The sequence below is a fragment of the Labrys miyagiensis genome, assembly GCF_030160835.1.
GTDB lineage: Bacteria > Pseudomonadota > Alphaproteobacteria > Rhizobiales > Labraceae > Labrys > Labrys miyagiensis.
Window position 1 is genome coordinate 199,657 of the sequence record NZ_BSPC01000054.1, and the last position, 15,176, is coordinate 214,832.

Consider the following 15,176-nt stretch of genomic DNA (forward strand, 5'->3'; position numbering starts at 1 on the left):
TAAAAACCAGTGTGAAAACGACAACTTGTAGGAGGATCCGTACGATGACCGATGCGTCCGGCCAATTTCGAATGATGCATACGATGATCCGAGTCTTCGATCTCGATACGTCTATCAAGTTCTATACGGAGCTGCTCGGCATGAAGCTGCTGCGCAAGGAGGAGTTCCCAGGCGGCCGCTTCACCCTCGCCTTTGTCGGCTACGGCCCCGAGGAGAACAGCACGGTGGTCGAGCTGACCTACAACTGGGACCAGGCGACGCCTTATGAGATCGGCACCGGCTTCGGCCATCTCGCCCTCGGGGTCAACGACATCTATGCCGTCTGCGGCGCGCTGGAAGAGCAGGGCGCAAGGATTCCCCGCCCTCCCGGCCCGATGAAGCACGGCACCACGCATATCGCCTTCGTCGAGGATCCGGACGGTTACAAGATCGAGCTGATCGGCCTCGACACCATGAAGTGACGCCCGACCCATCGGGGAGCCGCGCCTTCAAGCCCGGCCCTCCGTCCTCCCGTTCCCTTTGCCACCGCTCCCTCATTTGATGATGGCGATCTTGCTGCGGTCGATTGTGATGGCGACGGCCATGACGAGCACGGCGCCGAAGACGATGTTCTCGGCGAAGATGTTGATCCCCACGAAAGTCGTGCCGATGCGCACGATGGAAATGATCAGCGCTCCCACCGCGGTGCGTGCAATGCCACCGAGACCGCCGGTGATCGCCGTCCCTCCGACGATGACGGCGGCGATCGCCGGCAGCAGCAGCTGGTTGGCAAGGACCGGCGAGCCGCTGGAGAGGCGCGCGGCGAGGATCGTGCCGGCAATGGCGGCGAGCATGCCGGAAATGGCGAAGGCGATGATCTTGGTGCGGTCGACATTGATGCCCGCCGCGATGGCGGCCGGCTCCCCGGCCCCGATGGCCATGCTGTAGCGCCCGAAGCGCGTATAGCGCAGACCGACATAGGCCACGATGCCGATCACTGCGGCGATGATCACCACCGTCGGCAAGCCGCCGAGGCTGCCATTGATCCAGGCCGTGTTTTCGCGACCGCCTTCCTCGATGGTGATCGCCCGGCCGTCCGCGACCCAGAGCGCAATGCCCGCCACTACGCCGCCTGTGGCCAGTGTCGCCACGAACGAGGGCACCTTCAGCCGCACATGCACATAGCCGCTGAGCAGGCCGAAGGCGAAGCCCGACAGGATGGCGACAGGAAAGGCCAGCAAGCCGAGGCGCGGCAGGAGCTGCGCGAGGATGACGCTGGCGAGCGAGGCCACCGACTGGATCGACAAGTCGATGCCGCCGATCAGGATCACGAAGGTGACGCCGGCGGCCAGGATGAAGAGCACCGCCGTGTTGGAGAGCAGGAGGAGGAGCGTATCGCCCGTCAGGAAGCCTGGCGCGGCGATCTCGATGACCAGCACCAGCGCAACCAGCAAGGCGACGGGAATGGCGCCCTGCAGCCATCCGGTGGCCAGGAGGGTCTTCAGGCTGTTGGTTCGCTCCATGACGTACTCCTCAAACCACGTACTCCTCAAACCATCGCCCGCACGAGTTCGACCTGGTCGGGCTTGTGGCCCGGGGCCGCGTCGAAATGGGCTGTCACCGCGCCGTCGCGCATCACCAGCACGCGGTGCGAGAGGCCGATCGTCTCCTCCAGCGTGTCGGAGATCAGCAGGATCGCCACCCCCTGGGACGACAGCTCCCGCACCAGTTCGTAGACCTCCTCCTTGGCGCCCACATCCAGCCCTCGGGTCGGATGGTCGAGGACGAGGATGCGCGAGCCCGCGGTCATCCAGCGCGCCAGCACCACCTTCTGCTGATTGCCGCCGGAAAGCTTGCGGCAGGCGATGTCGGGGCTGGGAGCCTTGATGTGGAGGCGCTTGATCCACTCGCCGGCCAGCCGCCGCTCCAGGCCATAATTGATGGCGCCGCCGCGCATCACCGAGGAAAGGTCGGCCAGCGAGATGTTCTCGGCGATGGAAAGGAACATCACCAGCCCCTCGACGCGCCGCTCGCGCGGGATGTAGCCGATCTGCTTGCGCACGGCCTGCTCGGGCGAGCGGAAATGCACCGCCTCGCCCTTGATCCTGAGCGTGCCGGAGGTGTGGGTGAGGAAGCCGCCGATGGTGCGCGTCACCTCCTCGCGGCCGGAACCCACCACGCCGGCGATGCCGACGATCTCGCCGGCGCGGATCTGCAGGTCGACACCGCGGAAGACGCCCTCGACACCAAGCCTGCTGGCATCCACCACGATTTCGCTGCGTGGCGGGACTTGCTTGTCTTCCTTGTAATAGGCCGCCTGCAGGCCGCGGCCGACCATGATCTGATGGAGCTGCGGCGCGCTGACGTCGCGAGCCTGATGCTCGGCGACCACCTGCCCGTCCTTCATGGTGTAGACGCGGTCGGAGACATGCAGCACCTCCTCGAGGCGGTGGGAGACGAAGACGAAGCTCGCGCGCGATTTCAGGGACCGCACCCGGCTGAACAGCATCTCGATGTCGCTGCCGCCGAGGACCGAGGTCGGTTCGTCGAGCAGGATCACCAGGGGACGCGAGACTGCCTCTTCCAGCGTCAGGGCCTTGGCGAGTTCCACCATCTGACGCGCGGCGAAGGTGAGCTCGGAGGTGCGGGCGGCCACGTCGATGTCGACGCCTACCTTGGCAAGCTGGCGCCGCGCCGCAGCCCGCATCGCCCGCCAGTTCATCAGCCCGAAGCGGATGAACCGGTCCTCCTGGCCGAGATAGATGTTCTCGGCGACCGAGAGGTTGAGTAGCAGGGACTGCTCCTGGAAGACCATGCCGATGCCGTGCCCGGCCCCGTCACGAGCGCTGCGGAGCTTCACCGGCTGCCCGTCGAGCAGGAGCGTGCCGCTGTCGGGCTGGTGCGTGCCGGCCAGGATGCGCATCAGCGTCGACTTGCCGGCGCCATTCTCGCCGATCAGTCCCACCACCTCGTTGGGCCGGATATCGAGGGAGACCTCCCGCAAGGCGGGAACGCCGGCGAAGGATTTGCTGATGGCGCTGGCTGACAGCAGGGCGGTCATTTCACGATCCTCAGGCGCAGGCGATCGAGGGAAAGGGCGACGGCCGCGATGATCATCAGGCCCTGGACGGTCTGCTGCACATAGGGCGAGACGCCGAGCAGGATCATGCCATTGCCGAGGACGGTGACGATCAGCACGCCGACGAGGGTGTTGATCACGCCGCCCTCCCCGCCCGTCAGCGCTGTGCCGCCGACGACGACAGCCGTGACGGCGGCAAACAGGCGCCCGTCGGCGATCACCGCATCCGAGCGGCCAAGCTGGGAGGCGGACAGCACGCCGGCCACCCCGAAGAAGAAGCCGGCAAGGCCGAAGGCCATGATGCGCACACGGCGCAGATTGATGCCCGACAGCTCGGCGACATCCTCGCCGCCGCCGATCGCCATGATATGCCGGCCGAGCCGGGTGAAATATTGCACGATGCAAGCCAGCACGAAGGCCCCAAGCGCCACCCAGACCGCCAGCGGCAGGCCGAGGAAGCGCGCCAGGGCAAGGTCGCGGATCGAGGGATCCATCAACCTGACGGCCGACCCACCCAGCATGTAGACGGAGACGCCGAGGCCGATGAACCAGACGCCGAGCGTCGCCATGAAGGAGGGAATGCGCAGATAGGTCTGGATCACCCCTGTGGTGAAGCCCATTGCCGTGCTGGCCACGATGGCGGCAAGCACGGCAAGCCAGCCATAGGAATTGCCGTTCAGGTCATTGGCGGCGAGCAGCACCGTGACCATGGCCGAGATGGAGAGCGAGCCTTCGACGGAGAGATCGATGCTGCCGAGCAGGATGATGAAGGTCAGCCCCATGGCAAGCGTCAGCGGCACGGCCGCCGAATTGGCGACACGCACCAGGTTGCGCAGCTCGATGAAGTTCGGATTGGCGATCGCAATCAGGATGCACAACGCGATCAGGACGAGGGCCGGTGCATAATTGCGCCAGCGCTTGAGATTCAGCCTGCCGGACAGGCGGCTCGCAAAGGCCGGCATCACACCTTCCCGCTCGCTTTTCGCGACAGTTTTAAGGTTCTCGGCATCGATGGTCAAAAGAGAACACCTCGCTACGCCATCTGAAAAGGCTGGCGGACACGAGGCGCCCGCCAGCAGTAGGCCAGTCGCGAGAGGAAGCACCGCTGACGGCCAGACAGAGAGTTAGGGCAAGATCTGCCCTTAAGAACGGATCGGGCCGACGACACGGCCCCACAGGTCGCTCCAGTCCAGGGTGGGATGGGAGTCGATATTGGTCTTGTAGTAGTCCTCGACATTATCCTTCGAGATCAGCACGGCTTTGCCATAGAACTCGCGGTGCTCCGGCGGTTCCTTGGCCGGATCGATCTTCTTTTGCAGCGCCGCCAGGCCGATGGCGAGGCCCATGCCGCCCTGCCAGAAGGGGTCGGAGGTAACCGTGCAGGCAAACTCGCCCTTGCGCACCGCATCCACGGCCGCCTTGATACCGTCGACGCCGACCACCGGCACCTTGCCGGCAAGGTTCTCGGAACGGAGGGATTCCAGGGCGCCGGTGCCCATGTCGTCATTGGCGGCCCACACGCCCTTGACGTCATCGCCGAAGCGGGTCAGCAGGTTGCCGGTGAGGTCATAGGCTTCCGAGGATTTCCAGTTGGCGACCTGGAAGTCGAGCAGCTTGATATTCGGGTTGGCTGCCAGCGCGGCATCGAGGCCCTTTTTGCGTTCGATCGCCGCCGTGTTCGAGATCTGGCCGCCAAGGGCGACGATGCCGCCGGAGCCGCCCATCGCCTTGAACAGGATCTCGGCGATCTGCTTGCCGCTGGCGATGCCATCAAACTCGATATGCGAGACGTAATAGGGGTTGAGGTCGCGCGGATGCAGGTCATCCGGCTTGTTCCACTGCGTGACGACATAGGCACCGGCCTTGGCGCATGACTCGACGATCGGCCGGGCGTCCGGCGTGTCGTTGGGGTCGGAATTGAGCACCATGTTACCGCCCGTCTTGGCAAGCATGGCCTTGATGTCGGCGATGCCCTTCTCGCTGTTGCCCTCGGAGACGAGCGTGACATGGTCGAGGCCGATGGCGGAGGCAAAGGCCTCGGCACCGGTCTTCCAGACGGCGTGATAGGGGTTCGAGAGCGAGCGGATCGAGGTGACGAGCGTGGGCTTGTCGGCCGCGAAGAGCCGGCTGGGCAATGCGGCGACCGTGGCGCCGGCCGCGACGGTGGCGAGGAACGAGCGGCGATTGAGGACGCCGAAACGCGAACTGACCTTGTCGATCATGAAATACCTCCCGTTGAATGGCCCCCGGAGCTGCTGCCATCGCTGTTTCGCGACATTCCGATCAGGGCGATCTTGTTGAAGAGATTGTACGACAACCCCTCAAGACGGCAACCGTACTCTTTCTCTCTGTGATGGGCAAGAGGCTTTGGGTCTGGAAGACGACCTGGGTTGGAAAAGACAGGGAATTCCGCTAGTTGACAGCTCCATGCCTAGGCAGAAACGGCAAGCTGACGAGGCACAATCAGGAGCATCCATCTCGCGGCCGATATCACCCCTATTTGCAGACCCGGCGTTTTCAGGATGACAAACCGGCTGACCGGCTGCGACAGTGCATGGCAGACCGCGTCCCTACCGCGCCATCCACCCGCCATCCACGGGGATAATGGTGCCATAGACATAATCCGAGGCGGATGAGGCCAGGAACACCGCCGCGCCGCCGAGATCCGCCGGGTCGCCCCACCGTCCCGCCGGCACGCGCGCCAGGATGGCCGCGCTGCGGTCGGGATCCTCGCGCAGGGCGGTGGTATTGTTGGTGACGAAATAGCCGGGCGCGATGGCGTTGACATTGATGCCCTTGCCCGCCCATTCGCAGGCGAGCAGCCGGGTGATGCCGGCAAGCCCGCTCTTGGAGGCCGTGTAGGACGGCACGCGGATACCGCCCTGGAAGGAGAGCAGCGAAGCGATGTTGACGATCTTGCCCCTCCCCTGTCCGATCATGTGGCGGGCGGCCGCTTGCGACAGGAAGAAGGCCGTCTTCAGGTTGACGGCCATCACCGCGTCCCAGTCTTCTTCGCTGAAGTCGATCGCATCGCTGCGGCGGATGATGCCGGCATTGTTGACCAGGATGTCGAGGCCGCCGAAGGTCGAAAGCGTCTCTGCAACGATGGCCTTCACCGGTGCGATGCTGCCGAGATCGGCGTGGATGGCATGGAAGCGGGCACCCGCCCCCCGCACCAGCGCCTCGGTCTCGTCCATGGGTGAGCGTCCGACGGCAACGATCGCCGCCCCCGCCTGGCCAAGGGCAAGCGCAATGGCCTGGCCGATGCCGGTGTTGGCGCCGGTGACGACGGCGACGCGGCCGGTGAGAGAGAAGGGGTTCGCCGCCATGCTCACCTCAGATCGCCGATGGCGACATGGTCCATGTCGGTGAAGCTCTTGTTGTCGCCGGCCATGGCCCAGATGAAGCTGTAGTTCTTGGTGCCCGCGCCCGAATGGATCGACCAGGGTGGGGAGATGATCGCCTGCTCATTGGCCACCAGCATGTGCCGCGTCTCCTGCGGCTCGCCCATGAAGTGAAAAACGCGCTGGTCGGCATCGAGATCGAAATAGAGATAGGCCTCCATGCGCCGGTCATGAGTGTGGCTGGGCATGGTGTTCCACACGCTGCCCGTCTCCAGCATGGTCAGGCCCATGGTGAGCTGGCAGGACTGGCAGACCTCCGGATGGATGAACTGGAAGATGGCACGCCTGTTGGCCGTGGCGGCGTCCCCGGGCGCCAGGTGCCTTGCCTTGTCGCGGGTGAGGAGCACCGTGGGGTGGTTGGCGTGAGCCGGGGTCGAGACGAGGTAGAATTTGGCCGGCGCCGCCGCATCCACGCTTTCAAAGCGCACCTCGCCCGCGCCGCGGCCGACATAGAGGCAGTCATATTTCCTCAGTTCATGAGCATTGCCATCGACGACAACGCGGCCGGCACCGCCGATGGCCAGCACACCGAGTTCGCGCTCGGCCAGGAAGGTCTCCTGGCCGACCGCCTTCGGTGCGGTCAGGGTCAAACTTTCGCCGAGCGGCATGGCGCCGCCGATCACCATGCGGTCATAGTGAGAATAGGTGAGGCGGATCTCGCCATCGGCAAACACGGTCTCGACCAGGAAATGGCGCCGCAGCGTCTGCGTGTCGTATCCGCGCACCGCATCGGCATGCGAGGCGTGCCTGACGTCGATCTTCATGGAATGTCCTCTCAGTTTCTCAGCTCAATCGGCGAGATCGGTCCGATCTCCTGCTCGGCGGCCAGGATGGCGCGCTTGCCGAGGCCGGATTTGACGATGCGGATCAGCTCTTCCTCGCTGGTCTCGGAGGTTGCGGCATCGAGCACGATCTCGCCGGAATGCAGGAAGTTGATGCGGTCGCAGACCTCGAAGATCTGGTTGTAATTGTGCACGATCAGCACGACCGAGACTTCGCGCTGGCGTCGCAGATTCTGGATCAGGCCGAGCACATGGGCGCTTTCGCGCACACCGAGGGCGGCGAGCGGCTCGTCGAGGATCAGGACGGTGGGCGAGGAATAGATCGAGCGTGCCACGGCGATGCACTGGCGCTGGCCGCCGGAGAGCATGTCGACCGTGCTGTTGACGCTCGGAATGGCGATGCCGAGTGTGTCGAGATAGGAGCGCGAGAGTTCGCGCATGCGTTCATTGTCGAGAAGGTTGAAGCCGAGAAAGCGCCGGCGCTGCTCCCGACCGAGAAACATATTGTGGTAGACGCTGAGATCGCCGATCAGGGCCAGGTCCTGGTAGACGGTCTCGATGCCCAGCGCCCGCGCATCACGAGGCGAGGCGAAATGCGTCTCCTTGCCGTTGAAGAACATCTTGCCACCGTCGGGCGCGTGGAAGCCGGACATGGTCTTGATGAGGGTCGACTTGCCGGCGCCATTGTCGCCGACCAGGGCCAGCACCTCGCCCTTGCGTAGCTTCAGGCTGACATCGACGAGCGCCGTCACCGGGCCGAAGCTCTTGGAGATATGCTGCATCTCCAGGATGACCGGGGCATCCACCGGCAGCGGGGGCAAAATATCGCTCGTCATGTCCGCCTCCTCAGCCGCAGCCGGCCGACCTGCACGTTGAGGATCATCGCCGCGACGATGGCGGCTCCGAGATAAATGTCCGAGGTGGTGGCCTGGGCGCCCACCATCACCAGCCCGTTGTTGAGGGCGGCGACCACGAAGGCACCGATCAGCGAGCCGACCACCGTGCCCGAACCACCCATCAGCGAAGTGCCGCCGATCACCGCCGCGGCGATTGCCTGCAGGGTCAGGAAGGGGCTGCCGGCCGTGGGATCCGCGGACGAGAATTCCGCCGTGTTGATGATGCCGGCAAAGGCGGCGATGCCGCCGGCGATCATGAAATTATAGATCTTCATCCAGTCCGTGCGGATGCCGATCTCGCGGGCCCCAGTGATGTTGCTGCCGGTGGCGATGGTGTGAAGGCCGAAACGCGTGCGCGTCAACACCACGGCGAGCACCAGCACCACGAGCAGCGCCCACAGGAAGGGCGAGAAGGCCGAGAGGCCATGCACCGAGAACGGTGAATCGTTCGGCGCGAACAGGCTCTCGCCGAAAATCGCATTGAAGGGCTCTTCGCTCGGCGCGACGATGGGCTGGCTGTCATAGATCGAAACGGTGATGCCATTCAGAAGGAACAGCGTGCCCACCGTGGTGATGAGCGAGGGTACACGCAGCCTGACCGTGATGAAGCCGTTGACGAACCCCACCAGCACGCTGAGCAGGATACCGATGGCCGCACCCGCATAGAGTGGCAGCCCGAAGGTGATCGACATCAGCACCATCAGATAGGGCGCGAGCGAAAATGTGCTGCTCAGCGAGAGGTCGATCTCGCCGGTGATCATCAGCATCACCTCGGCGGCGGCGATCATGCCGAGCCGGCCGGCATCGCGAAGCACCACGCTCATCAACTGCGTGGTGAGGAAGCCGCCATTGCTGCCGATCTGGAAATAGATGACCAGCAGGACGGCGACGACCGCGATGCTGGCCTCCCTGTAGCGGGAGAGCAGCATGATCAGGACATTGCCCACCGACAATTTCGGCCGTGGCGCGATGCTGGCCGACCTTGCTTCGGGATTACCGGAGTTCGTGTTCATCGATAAGGAACTTTCGCGCCAGTGGAGTGGCGGTCTCCGACCGCCATTCTTGGAAACGATGCGCAGGCAAGACGGGAAGATGGCAGTCGGAGACTGCCACTCCGTGTTTGGTGCGCCAGTCGGAGTGCCAACGCTGGATCAAGTCGGCTCCGCGTTGGTGCGGCCCTCGAAGCGGGTCTGCCCGAGATAATTGTCGACATTGTCCTTGGTCACGTAAGCTTGGCTGGTGTCGCTGTTCGCAGGGCCGACCAGGCCTCCGGAGATCTTGTAGAGGACCATCTGCTGCACCGGCAGGAAGCCCTGCAGATAGGCCTGCTGGTCGGTGGTGAAGGTCACGTCCCCGCTCTTGATATAGGTCAATGTCTGCGGGAAGAGGTCGAAGCCGGCGACAACGCCGCCCTTCTTGGCCAGACCATATTTGTTGGAGACGAAGCCGCAGGCATAGGTATCCGAGCCGCCCGTGCCGAACAGGCCGGCGACGTTCTGGTGGCTGAGATAATAGCTCTCCACGCGAGAGATTTCGGTCTGCGGATCCGGGCCGGAATTGACGACGTCATAGGTGACGCCGTTGCCGAAATCCTTGATGGCCTGGATATAGCCGTCGAGTCGCGGCTGGGTGTTGAGCGAACCGGGCACACCGATCGTCAACATCACATGGGCGTCCTTGGGCAGGAGTTTCAGCCACTTCATGGCAACGTTGTAGCCGGCCGTGTAGAGCGGCTGGCCGACATAGGACAGGCGCTTGTTGGGGCTGCCGGCCGGCACATCCGCATTGAAGGCGATCACCGGGATACCGGCGGCGGTGGCCATGTCGGTGGCGGCGTCGAAGGCCTTGGGATCAACCAGGCAGACCGCGATGCCGTCGGCCTTCTGGGCGATGGCCGTCTGCATGGCAGACACCATCTCGGAGACGACATTCTTCTGCGAGCCCGTCCACTGATAGGTGGTGCCGAAGGCGGCGCAGGCGTCCTGGATGCCGTAGATGCAGGGAGTGAAGAACTGGTCCAGCGTCACGTGGCAGACGAAATGGAACTTGAAGGGCTTCTTCGGCAGCCCGGCGCTGGCCCCTGCGGCCTGGGCCAGTGCGAGATCGGTCTTCGCCAGCAGTCCGGCCGCGCCGCTCGCCAGCGCCGCCGCGCCGAGGCCGGCCTTGGTGGCGAAGCTGAAAGCCTGCCGGCGGTTGAGCCGGCGCCGCGCAAGAAGCTCGGCCTCTTCGTCCTGGAATTCCTTGGTCACTGCAACCTCCCCTTGAGCCGATATGAGCGACGCCTTGAGCGCGCTTCCCATCGTACGGTTACCTTGTTGTACGACAAATTTTCTGTCAATATGTTTTTCACGCCCTGCGGCGGCACAGCTGCCGGGCGGTGGCCGGCATGTGCGGCGAAGCAAGAAATATTCAGGAAAATCAATGTTTAAGATGGAAACGAGAGCCGTCACGGGTAGCGGATTGAAGGTGACCACGATGGGCCTCGGCGGCACCGGCCTCGGCAACATGTATCGCGCCACCGATCCCAAGGTGGCTCATGACACCGTGCATGCCGCCTTTGCGAACGGCCTGCGCTACTTCGACACAGCGCCCGTCTACGGCTTCGGCCTTGCCGAAAGCCGGCTGGGCGAGGCGATTGCTTCCCTGCCCCGCGACGAGATCGTGATTTCATCCAAGGTCGGTTACGACCTCGTACCCATCCCCCCCGAGGAGGTGAAGCCGGTGCTCTGGGACGCCGCCCCACCCTTCCGGGCCGATTTTGATTATTCGCGCGACGCCGTGCTGCGTTCGATCGAGGGCAGCCTGAAGCGTCTCGGGGTCGATACCATCGACATGCTGGCGATCCACGATCCCGACGAGGCGCTGCATTTCGCCCCCGGAGAGGATCCCTTCGCCCGCAGCCGCTTCAGGGAAGCGATGGAGGGCGCCTATCCCGCCCTTGATGAATTGCGCTCGCAAGGCGTGATCAAGGCGGTGGGCGTGGGCATCAACCAGTGGCAGATGCTGGCGGATTTCGTCACGGCCGGGCGCTTCGACTATTTCCTGCTCGCGGGCCGCTACACGCTGCTCGAACAGGAACCGCTCGCCACCCTGCTGCCCGAATGCGAGAAGCGCGGCACCAGGATCGTCATCGGCGGCCCCTACAATTCCGGTATCCTGGCGACAGGCCCGGTGGAAGGCGCGACCTTCAATACGAAAATCGCTCCCCCAACGGTGCTGGAGCGGGTGCGGCGCATCCAGAAGGTCTGCGAAAGCCATGGCGTGCCCCTCCCCGCCGCCGCCCTGCAGTTCCCGCTCGGCCATCCCATTGTGGCCAGCGTCATTCCCGGCGCACGCGCCGTGGCCGAGCTTGAACAGAATCTCGCTTATATGCGCTGGACCATTCCGGCTTCGCTCTGGTCCGACCTCAAGACCGAGGGCCTCGTGGATGCAAGAGCGCCTCTGCCCACCGAGAACGCCTACGCGATTGCTGAATAGGAAGCCGATCTGAAGAAAACGAAGAGAGGGCGGGCGTGATCCCGCCCTCTCTTTGTTCGGACAGGCAGGTCGCCTTGAACAGGTCGGGTCCAGTGAATGGCCGGAACGACGAAGGGCGCGGTCTTCACTCGGCCCTGCGTAAGAACTCGCGGCAGAAACCGTTGCTTTTCCTGGAGCAAAGCGCGTTTAAGCGTAAACGCTGCTTTACTCTAACTCTTTGTTTCGGCGCGTCTTTGCGATTCTTGCCGAGTCCGTCAAATCGCAAAACGCTTTAGGGAAACTGGCCTCGGGATTGCTCCACTTTAGGATGACTTGACTCGCGAAAATGATGGGCGCACACGGCTCGGGCCAAAGCTGAGCCGGCGAATTTGGCGCGCAGGAGCGATCATGCAGAGCGGACGAGCCCGGGTAAGGCGACGAGAAAAGCCAGCATCGGTGGCCGCTCCCGGCGCCGGCACCGGGCGCACGCCGCTCCTGGTTGCCGAGCACAATCTGCGCGTTACGCTCGAGGCGATCCGCCGCGCCGGTCCCCTCACCCGCCTTGAACTCGCGCGCCGCAGCGGCTTGTCCGCGCCGGGACTGACCAACATCCTGCGTCGTCTCAGCGAAAACGGGCTGGTGACGGCCAGCCGGCGCCGCGGCGAGGGATCGGGCCAGCCGTCGGTGGAATTTGCCATCAACCCGAACGGCGCCTTCGCCATCGGCATTCGCCTGGCGGGGGCTGTGAGCGAGGCGGTGCTGATCGATCTTGGCGGGCAGGTGCGCGACAGGGTCATCTTCGATCCCGGCGCCGACCTGGCTGCGGCGATCGGCGAAATCCTGGCGCGCCTCAGGAGCGGGCCGGCCCAGCCACAGAATATCGTCGGCATCGGCATCGGTGCCAGCACGCCAGGCGCCCTGGACCCGGGATCCCTGAGCGCCGGCCTCAGCCCACTCCGCGTGATGGTGGAGCGCGATTGCGTGGTCGGCGCCCTGGCGGAGCGCATGTTCGGTGCGGGTCCGGTCGATGGCGGCCTCGTCCTCATCGTCATCGACGCGGCGGTGCGGGCCGGCCTCCTGTTGCAAGGTGTTCCCTTCGGCGGCGTGCATGGACGGGCCGGCGATATCGGCGCCATGCGAACCGGCCCCGACCAGGTGCCGCTCGATTCCGTGGTGGGCTTGGGTGCCCTGCACGCCAAGCTGACCCCTGCCGAGAAGAAGATGCTGCAGGACGGCGAGGATTTGCCGATGACGCCTGCGGTATGCGCCTGGATCGAAACCGCGGCCGGCCATTTGCTCGACGCCATCATCGCGATGGCGGGATTCGTGGCGCCTGGCGCGATCCTGATCGGGGGCGACCTGCCGCGCAACGCAATCGATGCCCTGATCGCGCGCATGGCGATGGAACGCGGCGACCGCACGATTCGGCCGGTCTCGACACCGTGGATTTCGCCGATCCGGCCAGCAAGCTTTGCCGGAGGCGGCATCGCCGTCGGCGCCGCCCTGCTGCCCCTGTTCGATCAACTGCTGCCCTCGCCGATGGCAGCCGTCTAAGGGGTCGTTAAGAAATAAGTGAATCGGCAAGCCGTTGTTGAGAGTGCGGGAGAGGCGTGGCGCGAGAAGCGCATTCTTGAACGATCCCTTGGTTAGCCGGTCAAACCCCTCGCCAGCGACCAGATCAATCGACAACACGCCGCGCGACCTCCTCCGCCGGTGATATACGCCGTTGGTGTTCATCGACACAAAAAGAGAACGGATCTTGACTCCTGTTCGTTGCCATGCTTTATTCCCTAATGGAATGAGGCGTCAGCAGCCGGCGCAAGCGCAACCCGGCTCCGAACGCTTCCATCCACCCCGACAGCCTGTCCACGCGGGTAGGCGCCGGCGGTCACGCTTCTCTCGAAGCCGGCTTCCAGGGGGTGACGAGCGGGACAGACGGGATCGGCACCCCATGGAAGTGCCACGCGATCCCTGGACGGAGCGTGAAGGGCTTGAGCCCGGCAACGCCTTCGTCTCCACGTCCCGCCGATGCGGTGAAGACGGCTCATGCCACTGTCCGGCCAGGACTGCAGCGCTGAGCCCCTTCACCGAGCCGGCTGGTCAGGTTCGGATGGTCCGTGCCGTCCGCTCCCGGCTCGCCTCCGCCTTCAGAAGGCGGAAAAAACAGGTGGCCTTGCACGCCTTGTCAGCGGGCCAGGCAACCGGAACGGGGCGATGGCGGCCTGCACCGACAGTGCGGCCTTGCATCTTCCATGATCTTGCATTCACGGCTGCTCCGCAGCCGCCATCGCCCGGTCTCCTTATCAACCCAGCCGGAAAGGGCGTGGGAACGAGGGCGTTTGTGCGTTGTGGTGGGAAGGCGGCGGAGGCGAAAGAGATTGACGCTTGGGATCGTTAAAAGAGCAGTGAATCGGCAAGCCGGTGTTCAGCGAACCAGGAGTGGCGCGCTCGAAGCACTTACGTTTTGACGATCCCCAAGCTGTGTTTCAGACCCACCCCTCGAGCCTTACACGATGGCTTCGTCGCGGCGGCTGTGATCGGAGGCCATCGCCTTGTCCAGCACCTTCTGGATATCGGCGGCGCGCCGGAAGGAGGGTTCCAGCGTCTTGCCCGCCCGCACCGCGGCCACGAAACGCTTGTAGTTGGTGTCGACGGGATCGTAGGGAATATCGCGCCAGTTGGCCGTGTCGAGGTCGCGGCCGAGGCAGGCGCGCAGATACGACCTGCCGGTGTCATAGATCATCTCGATCGAGCCCTTCTCGCCATAGACCCGCAGGCGAAGCTGATCGAGCTGTCCCGCCGCCGTGCGGGTGGCCTGGATGGTGCCGACGGCGCCATTGCTGAAATCGACATTCATGGTGAAGCTGTCATTGGCGTCGAGATCATACTCGCCGATGGCGTTGCCCTCTATCTTGTCGAAGGTTTTCAGGCGGGCGAACACATGGGCGACGTCCAGGCCCGATCCATAGGACGTGAAGTCGACGATGTGGATGCCGATATCACCGAGCGCGCCGTTGGAGCCATGCTTCCTGGACAGGCGCCAGAGCCATTTGCTTTCGGTCTTCCAATCCCCCCAGGCCTTGCCGACCAGCCAGCTCTGCAGGTGGGAAGCCTCGATATGACGCACGGCGCCGATCTCGCCGGCGAGCACCATCTGCCGGCCCTTCTGCAAGGCGGGCGAGTTGCGATAGGTGAAGTTGACCATGCCGACCTTGCCGGATTTCTCCATAGCCTCGGTCATTTCCATGGCGAGACTGGCATCCGTCGCCAGCGGCTTTTCGCAGAAGACATGCTTGCCGGCGGCGATGGCCTGCATGGTGGTGGGATGATGGATACGGTCAGGTGTGACATTGGCCACCGCGTCGAACTCACCCCATTTCAGGGCGTCTTCGAGGCTAGCGAACTGCCGGGCTATGTTGTGCGCGGCGCAGAAGGCCGCGAGCCGGTCGGGCACGACATCGACGCCCCCCACGACGCTGACGCCGTCGATCGCGGAGAAGTTTTCGGCGTGCTGCTTGGCCATGCCGCCAGTGCCGAGAATGAGAATGCGCATGTTCTTTCCTTGAGCGTGAGCAATAAG

At 64.3% G+C, this 15,176-nt stretch carries 13 protein-coding genes; 3 read left to right on the plus strand and 10 right to left on the minus strand.

What is annotated here, in order from left to right; all coding sequences use genetic code 11:
• Window positions 1-44: 44 nt before the first annotated feature.
• Window positions 45-461 (plus strand): lactoylglutathione lyase, encoded by a 417-nt coding sequence (gloA, locus tag QQL24_RS24335; RefSeq protein ID WP_284314880.1) that lies wholly within the window; start codon window positions 45-47, stop codon window positions 459-461.
• Window positions 462-533: 72 nt separating this feature from the next.
• On the opposite strand, the gene QQL24_RS24340 is transcribed toward gloA, so the two are convergent.
• From QQL24_RS24340 to QQL24_RS24380, 9 genes are all read right to left on the minus strand, one after another.
• Window positions 534-1,502 carry an ABC transporter permease gene (locus tag QQL24_RS24340; protein WP_284314881.1) on the minus strand — a complete coding sequence of 323 codons (969 nt, stop codon included), beginning with the start codon at window positions 1,500-1,502 and terminating at the stop codon, window positions 534-536.
• Between the two features lie 26 nt (window positions 1,503-1,528).
• Complete coding sequence (locus QQL24_RS24345) at window positions 1,529-3,040, minus strand: sugar ABC transporter ATP-binding protein (RefSeq protein WP_284314882.1); 1,512 nt, start codon at window positions 3,038-3,040, stop codon at window positions 1,529-1,531.
• Window positions 3,037-4,020 (minus strand): ABC transporter permease, encoded by a 984-nt coding sequence (locus QQL24_RS24350; protein ID WP_284314883.1) that lies wholly within the window; start codon window positions 4,018-4,020, stop codon window positions 3,037-3,039. The genes QQL24_RS24345 and QQL24_RS24350 overlap by 4 nt, the downstream gene beginning before the upstream one ends.
• Window positions 4,021-4,200: 180 nt before the next feature.
• Window positions 4,201-5,280 carry a sugar ABC transporter substrate-binding protein gene (locus QQL24_RS24355; protein WP_284314884.1) on the minus strand — a complete coding sequence of 360 codons (1,080 nt, stop codon included), beginning with the start codon at window positions 5,278-5,280 and terminating at the stop codon, window positions 4,201-4,203.
• A 348-nt stretch (window positions 5,281-5,628) separates the two neighbouring features.
• A complete protein-coding gene (kduD, locus tag QQL24_RS24360) occupies window positions 5,629-6,387 on the minus strand; it encodes a 2-dehydro-3-deoxy-D-gluconate 5-dehydrogenase KduD (RefSeq protein WP_284314885.1) in 759 nt (252 codons plus the stop codon).
• A 2-nt stretch (window positions 6,388-6,389) separates the two neighbouring features.
• Window positions 6,390-7,226, minus strand: a complete 837-nt coding sequence (kduI, locus tag QQL24_RS24365) for a 5-dehydro-4-deoxy-D-glucuronate isomerase (RefSeq protein ID WP_284314886.1) — start codon at window positions 7,224-7,226, stop codon at window positions 6,390-6,392.
• An 11-nt stretch (window positions 7,227-7,237) separates the two neighbouring features.
• A complete protein-coding gene (locus tag QQL24_RS24370; protein WP_284314887.1) occupies window positions 7,238-8,080 on the minus strand; it encodes an ATP-binding cassette domain-containing protein in 843 nt (280 codons plus the stop codon).
• Window positions 8,077-9,153, minus strand: a complete 1,077-nt coding sequence (locus QQL24_RS24375; protein WP_284314888.1) for an ABC transporter permease — start codon at window positions 9,151-9,153, stop codon at window positions 8,077-8,079. Before QQL24_RS24375 ends, QQL24_RS24370 begins: the two co-directional genes overlap by 4 nt.
• Before the next feature lie 138 nt (window positions 9,154-9,291).
• Window positions 9,292-10,389 carry a sugar ABC transporter substrate-binding protein gene (locus tag QQL24_RS24380; protein ID WP_284314889.1) on the minus strand — a complete coding sequence of 366 codons (1,098 nt, stop codon included), beginning with the start codon at window positions 10,387-10,389 and terminating at the stop codon, window positions 9,292-9,294.
• Window positions 10,390-10,561: 172 nt separating this feature from the next.
• On the opposite strand from QQL24_RS24380, the gene QQL24_RS24385 reads away from it, so the two are divergent.
• Both QQL24_RS24385 and QQL24_RS24390 read left to right on the plus strand, forming a co-directional pair.
• The gene (locus QQL24_RS24385) at window positions 10,562-11,617 is read left to right on the plus strand and encodes an aldo/keto reductase (protein WP_284314890.1); all 1,056 of its coding nucleotides are present in this window, start codon (window positions 10,562-10,564) and stop codon (window positions 11,615-11,617) included.
• 387 nt (window positions 11,618-12,004) lie between these two features.
• Window positions 12,005-13,150: an ROK family transcriptional regulator gene (locus tag QQL24_RS24390; RefSeq protein WP_284314891.1), complete on the plus strand. Its 1,146-nt coding sequence runs from the start codon at window positions 12,005-12,007 to the stop codon at window positions 13,148-13,150.
• Window positions 13,151-14,102: 952 nt separating this feature from the next.
• Here QQL24_RS24390 and QQL24_RS24395 read toward each other — a convergent pair.
• The gene (locus QQL24_RS24395; protein WP_284314892.1) at window positions 14,103-15,149 is read right to left on the minus strand and encodes a Gfo/Idh/MocA family protein; all 1,047 of its coding nucleotides are present in this window, start codon (window positions 15,147-15,149) and stop codon (window positions 14,103-14,105) included.
• Window positions 15,150-15,176: the final 27 nt, after the last annotated feature.

Bases quoted from the DNA above. Each gene is read 5' to 3' on its own strand.
- gloA (WP_284314880.1), top strand. From the start codon at position 45: ATGACCGATGCGTCCGGCCAATTTCGAATGATGCATACGATGATCCGA.
- QQL24_RS24340 (WP_284314881.1), bottom strand. From the start codon at position 1,502: ATGGAGCGAACCAACAGCCTGAAGACCCTCCTGGCCACCGGATGGCTG.
- QQL24_RS24345 (WP_284314882.1), bottom strand. From the start codon at position 3,040: ATGACCGCCCTGCTGTCAGCCAGCGCCATCAGCAAATCCTTCGCCGGC.
- QQL24_RS24350 (WP_284314883.1), bottom strand. From the start codon at position 4,020: ATGCCGGCCTTTGCGAGCCGCCTGTCCGGCAGGCTGAATCTCAAGCGC.
- QQL24_RS24355 (WP_284314884.1), bottom strand. From the start codon at position 5,280: ATGATCGACAAGGTCAGTTCGCGTTTCGGCGTCCTCAATCGCCGCTCG.
- kduD (WP_284314885.1), bottom strand. From the start codon at position 6,387: ATGGCGGCGAACCCCTTCTCTCTCACCGGCCGCGTCGCCGTCGTCACC.
- kduI (WP_284314886.1), bottom strand. From the start codon at position 7,226: ATGAAGATCGACGTCAGGCACGCCTCGCATGCCGATGCGGTGCGCGGA.
- QQL24_RS24370 (WP_284314887.1), bottom strand. From the start codon at position 8,080: ATGACGAGCGATATTTTGCCCCCGCTGCCGGTGGATGCCCCGGTCATC.
- QQL24_RS24375 (WP_284314888.1), bottom strand. From the start codon at position 9,153: ATGAACACGAACTCCGGTAATCCCGAAGCAAGGTCGGCCAGCATCGCG.
- QQL24_RS24385 (WP_284314890.1), top strand. From the start codon at position 10,562: ATGTTTAAGATGGAAACGAGAGCCGTCACGGGTAGCGGATTGAAGGTG.
- QQL24_RS24390 (WP_284314891.1), top strand. From the start codon at position 12,005: ATGCAGAGCGGACGAGCCCGGGTAAGGCGACGAGAAAAGCCAGCATCG.
- QQL24_RS24395 (WP_284314892.1), bottom strand. From the start codon at position 15,149: ATGCGCATTCTCATTCTCGGCACTGGCGGCATGGCCAAGCAGCACGCC.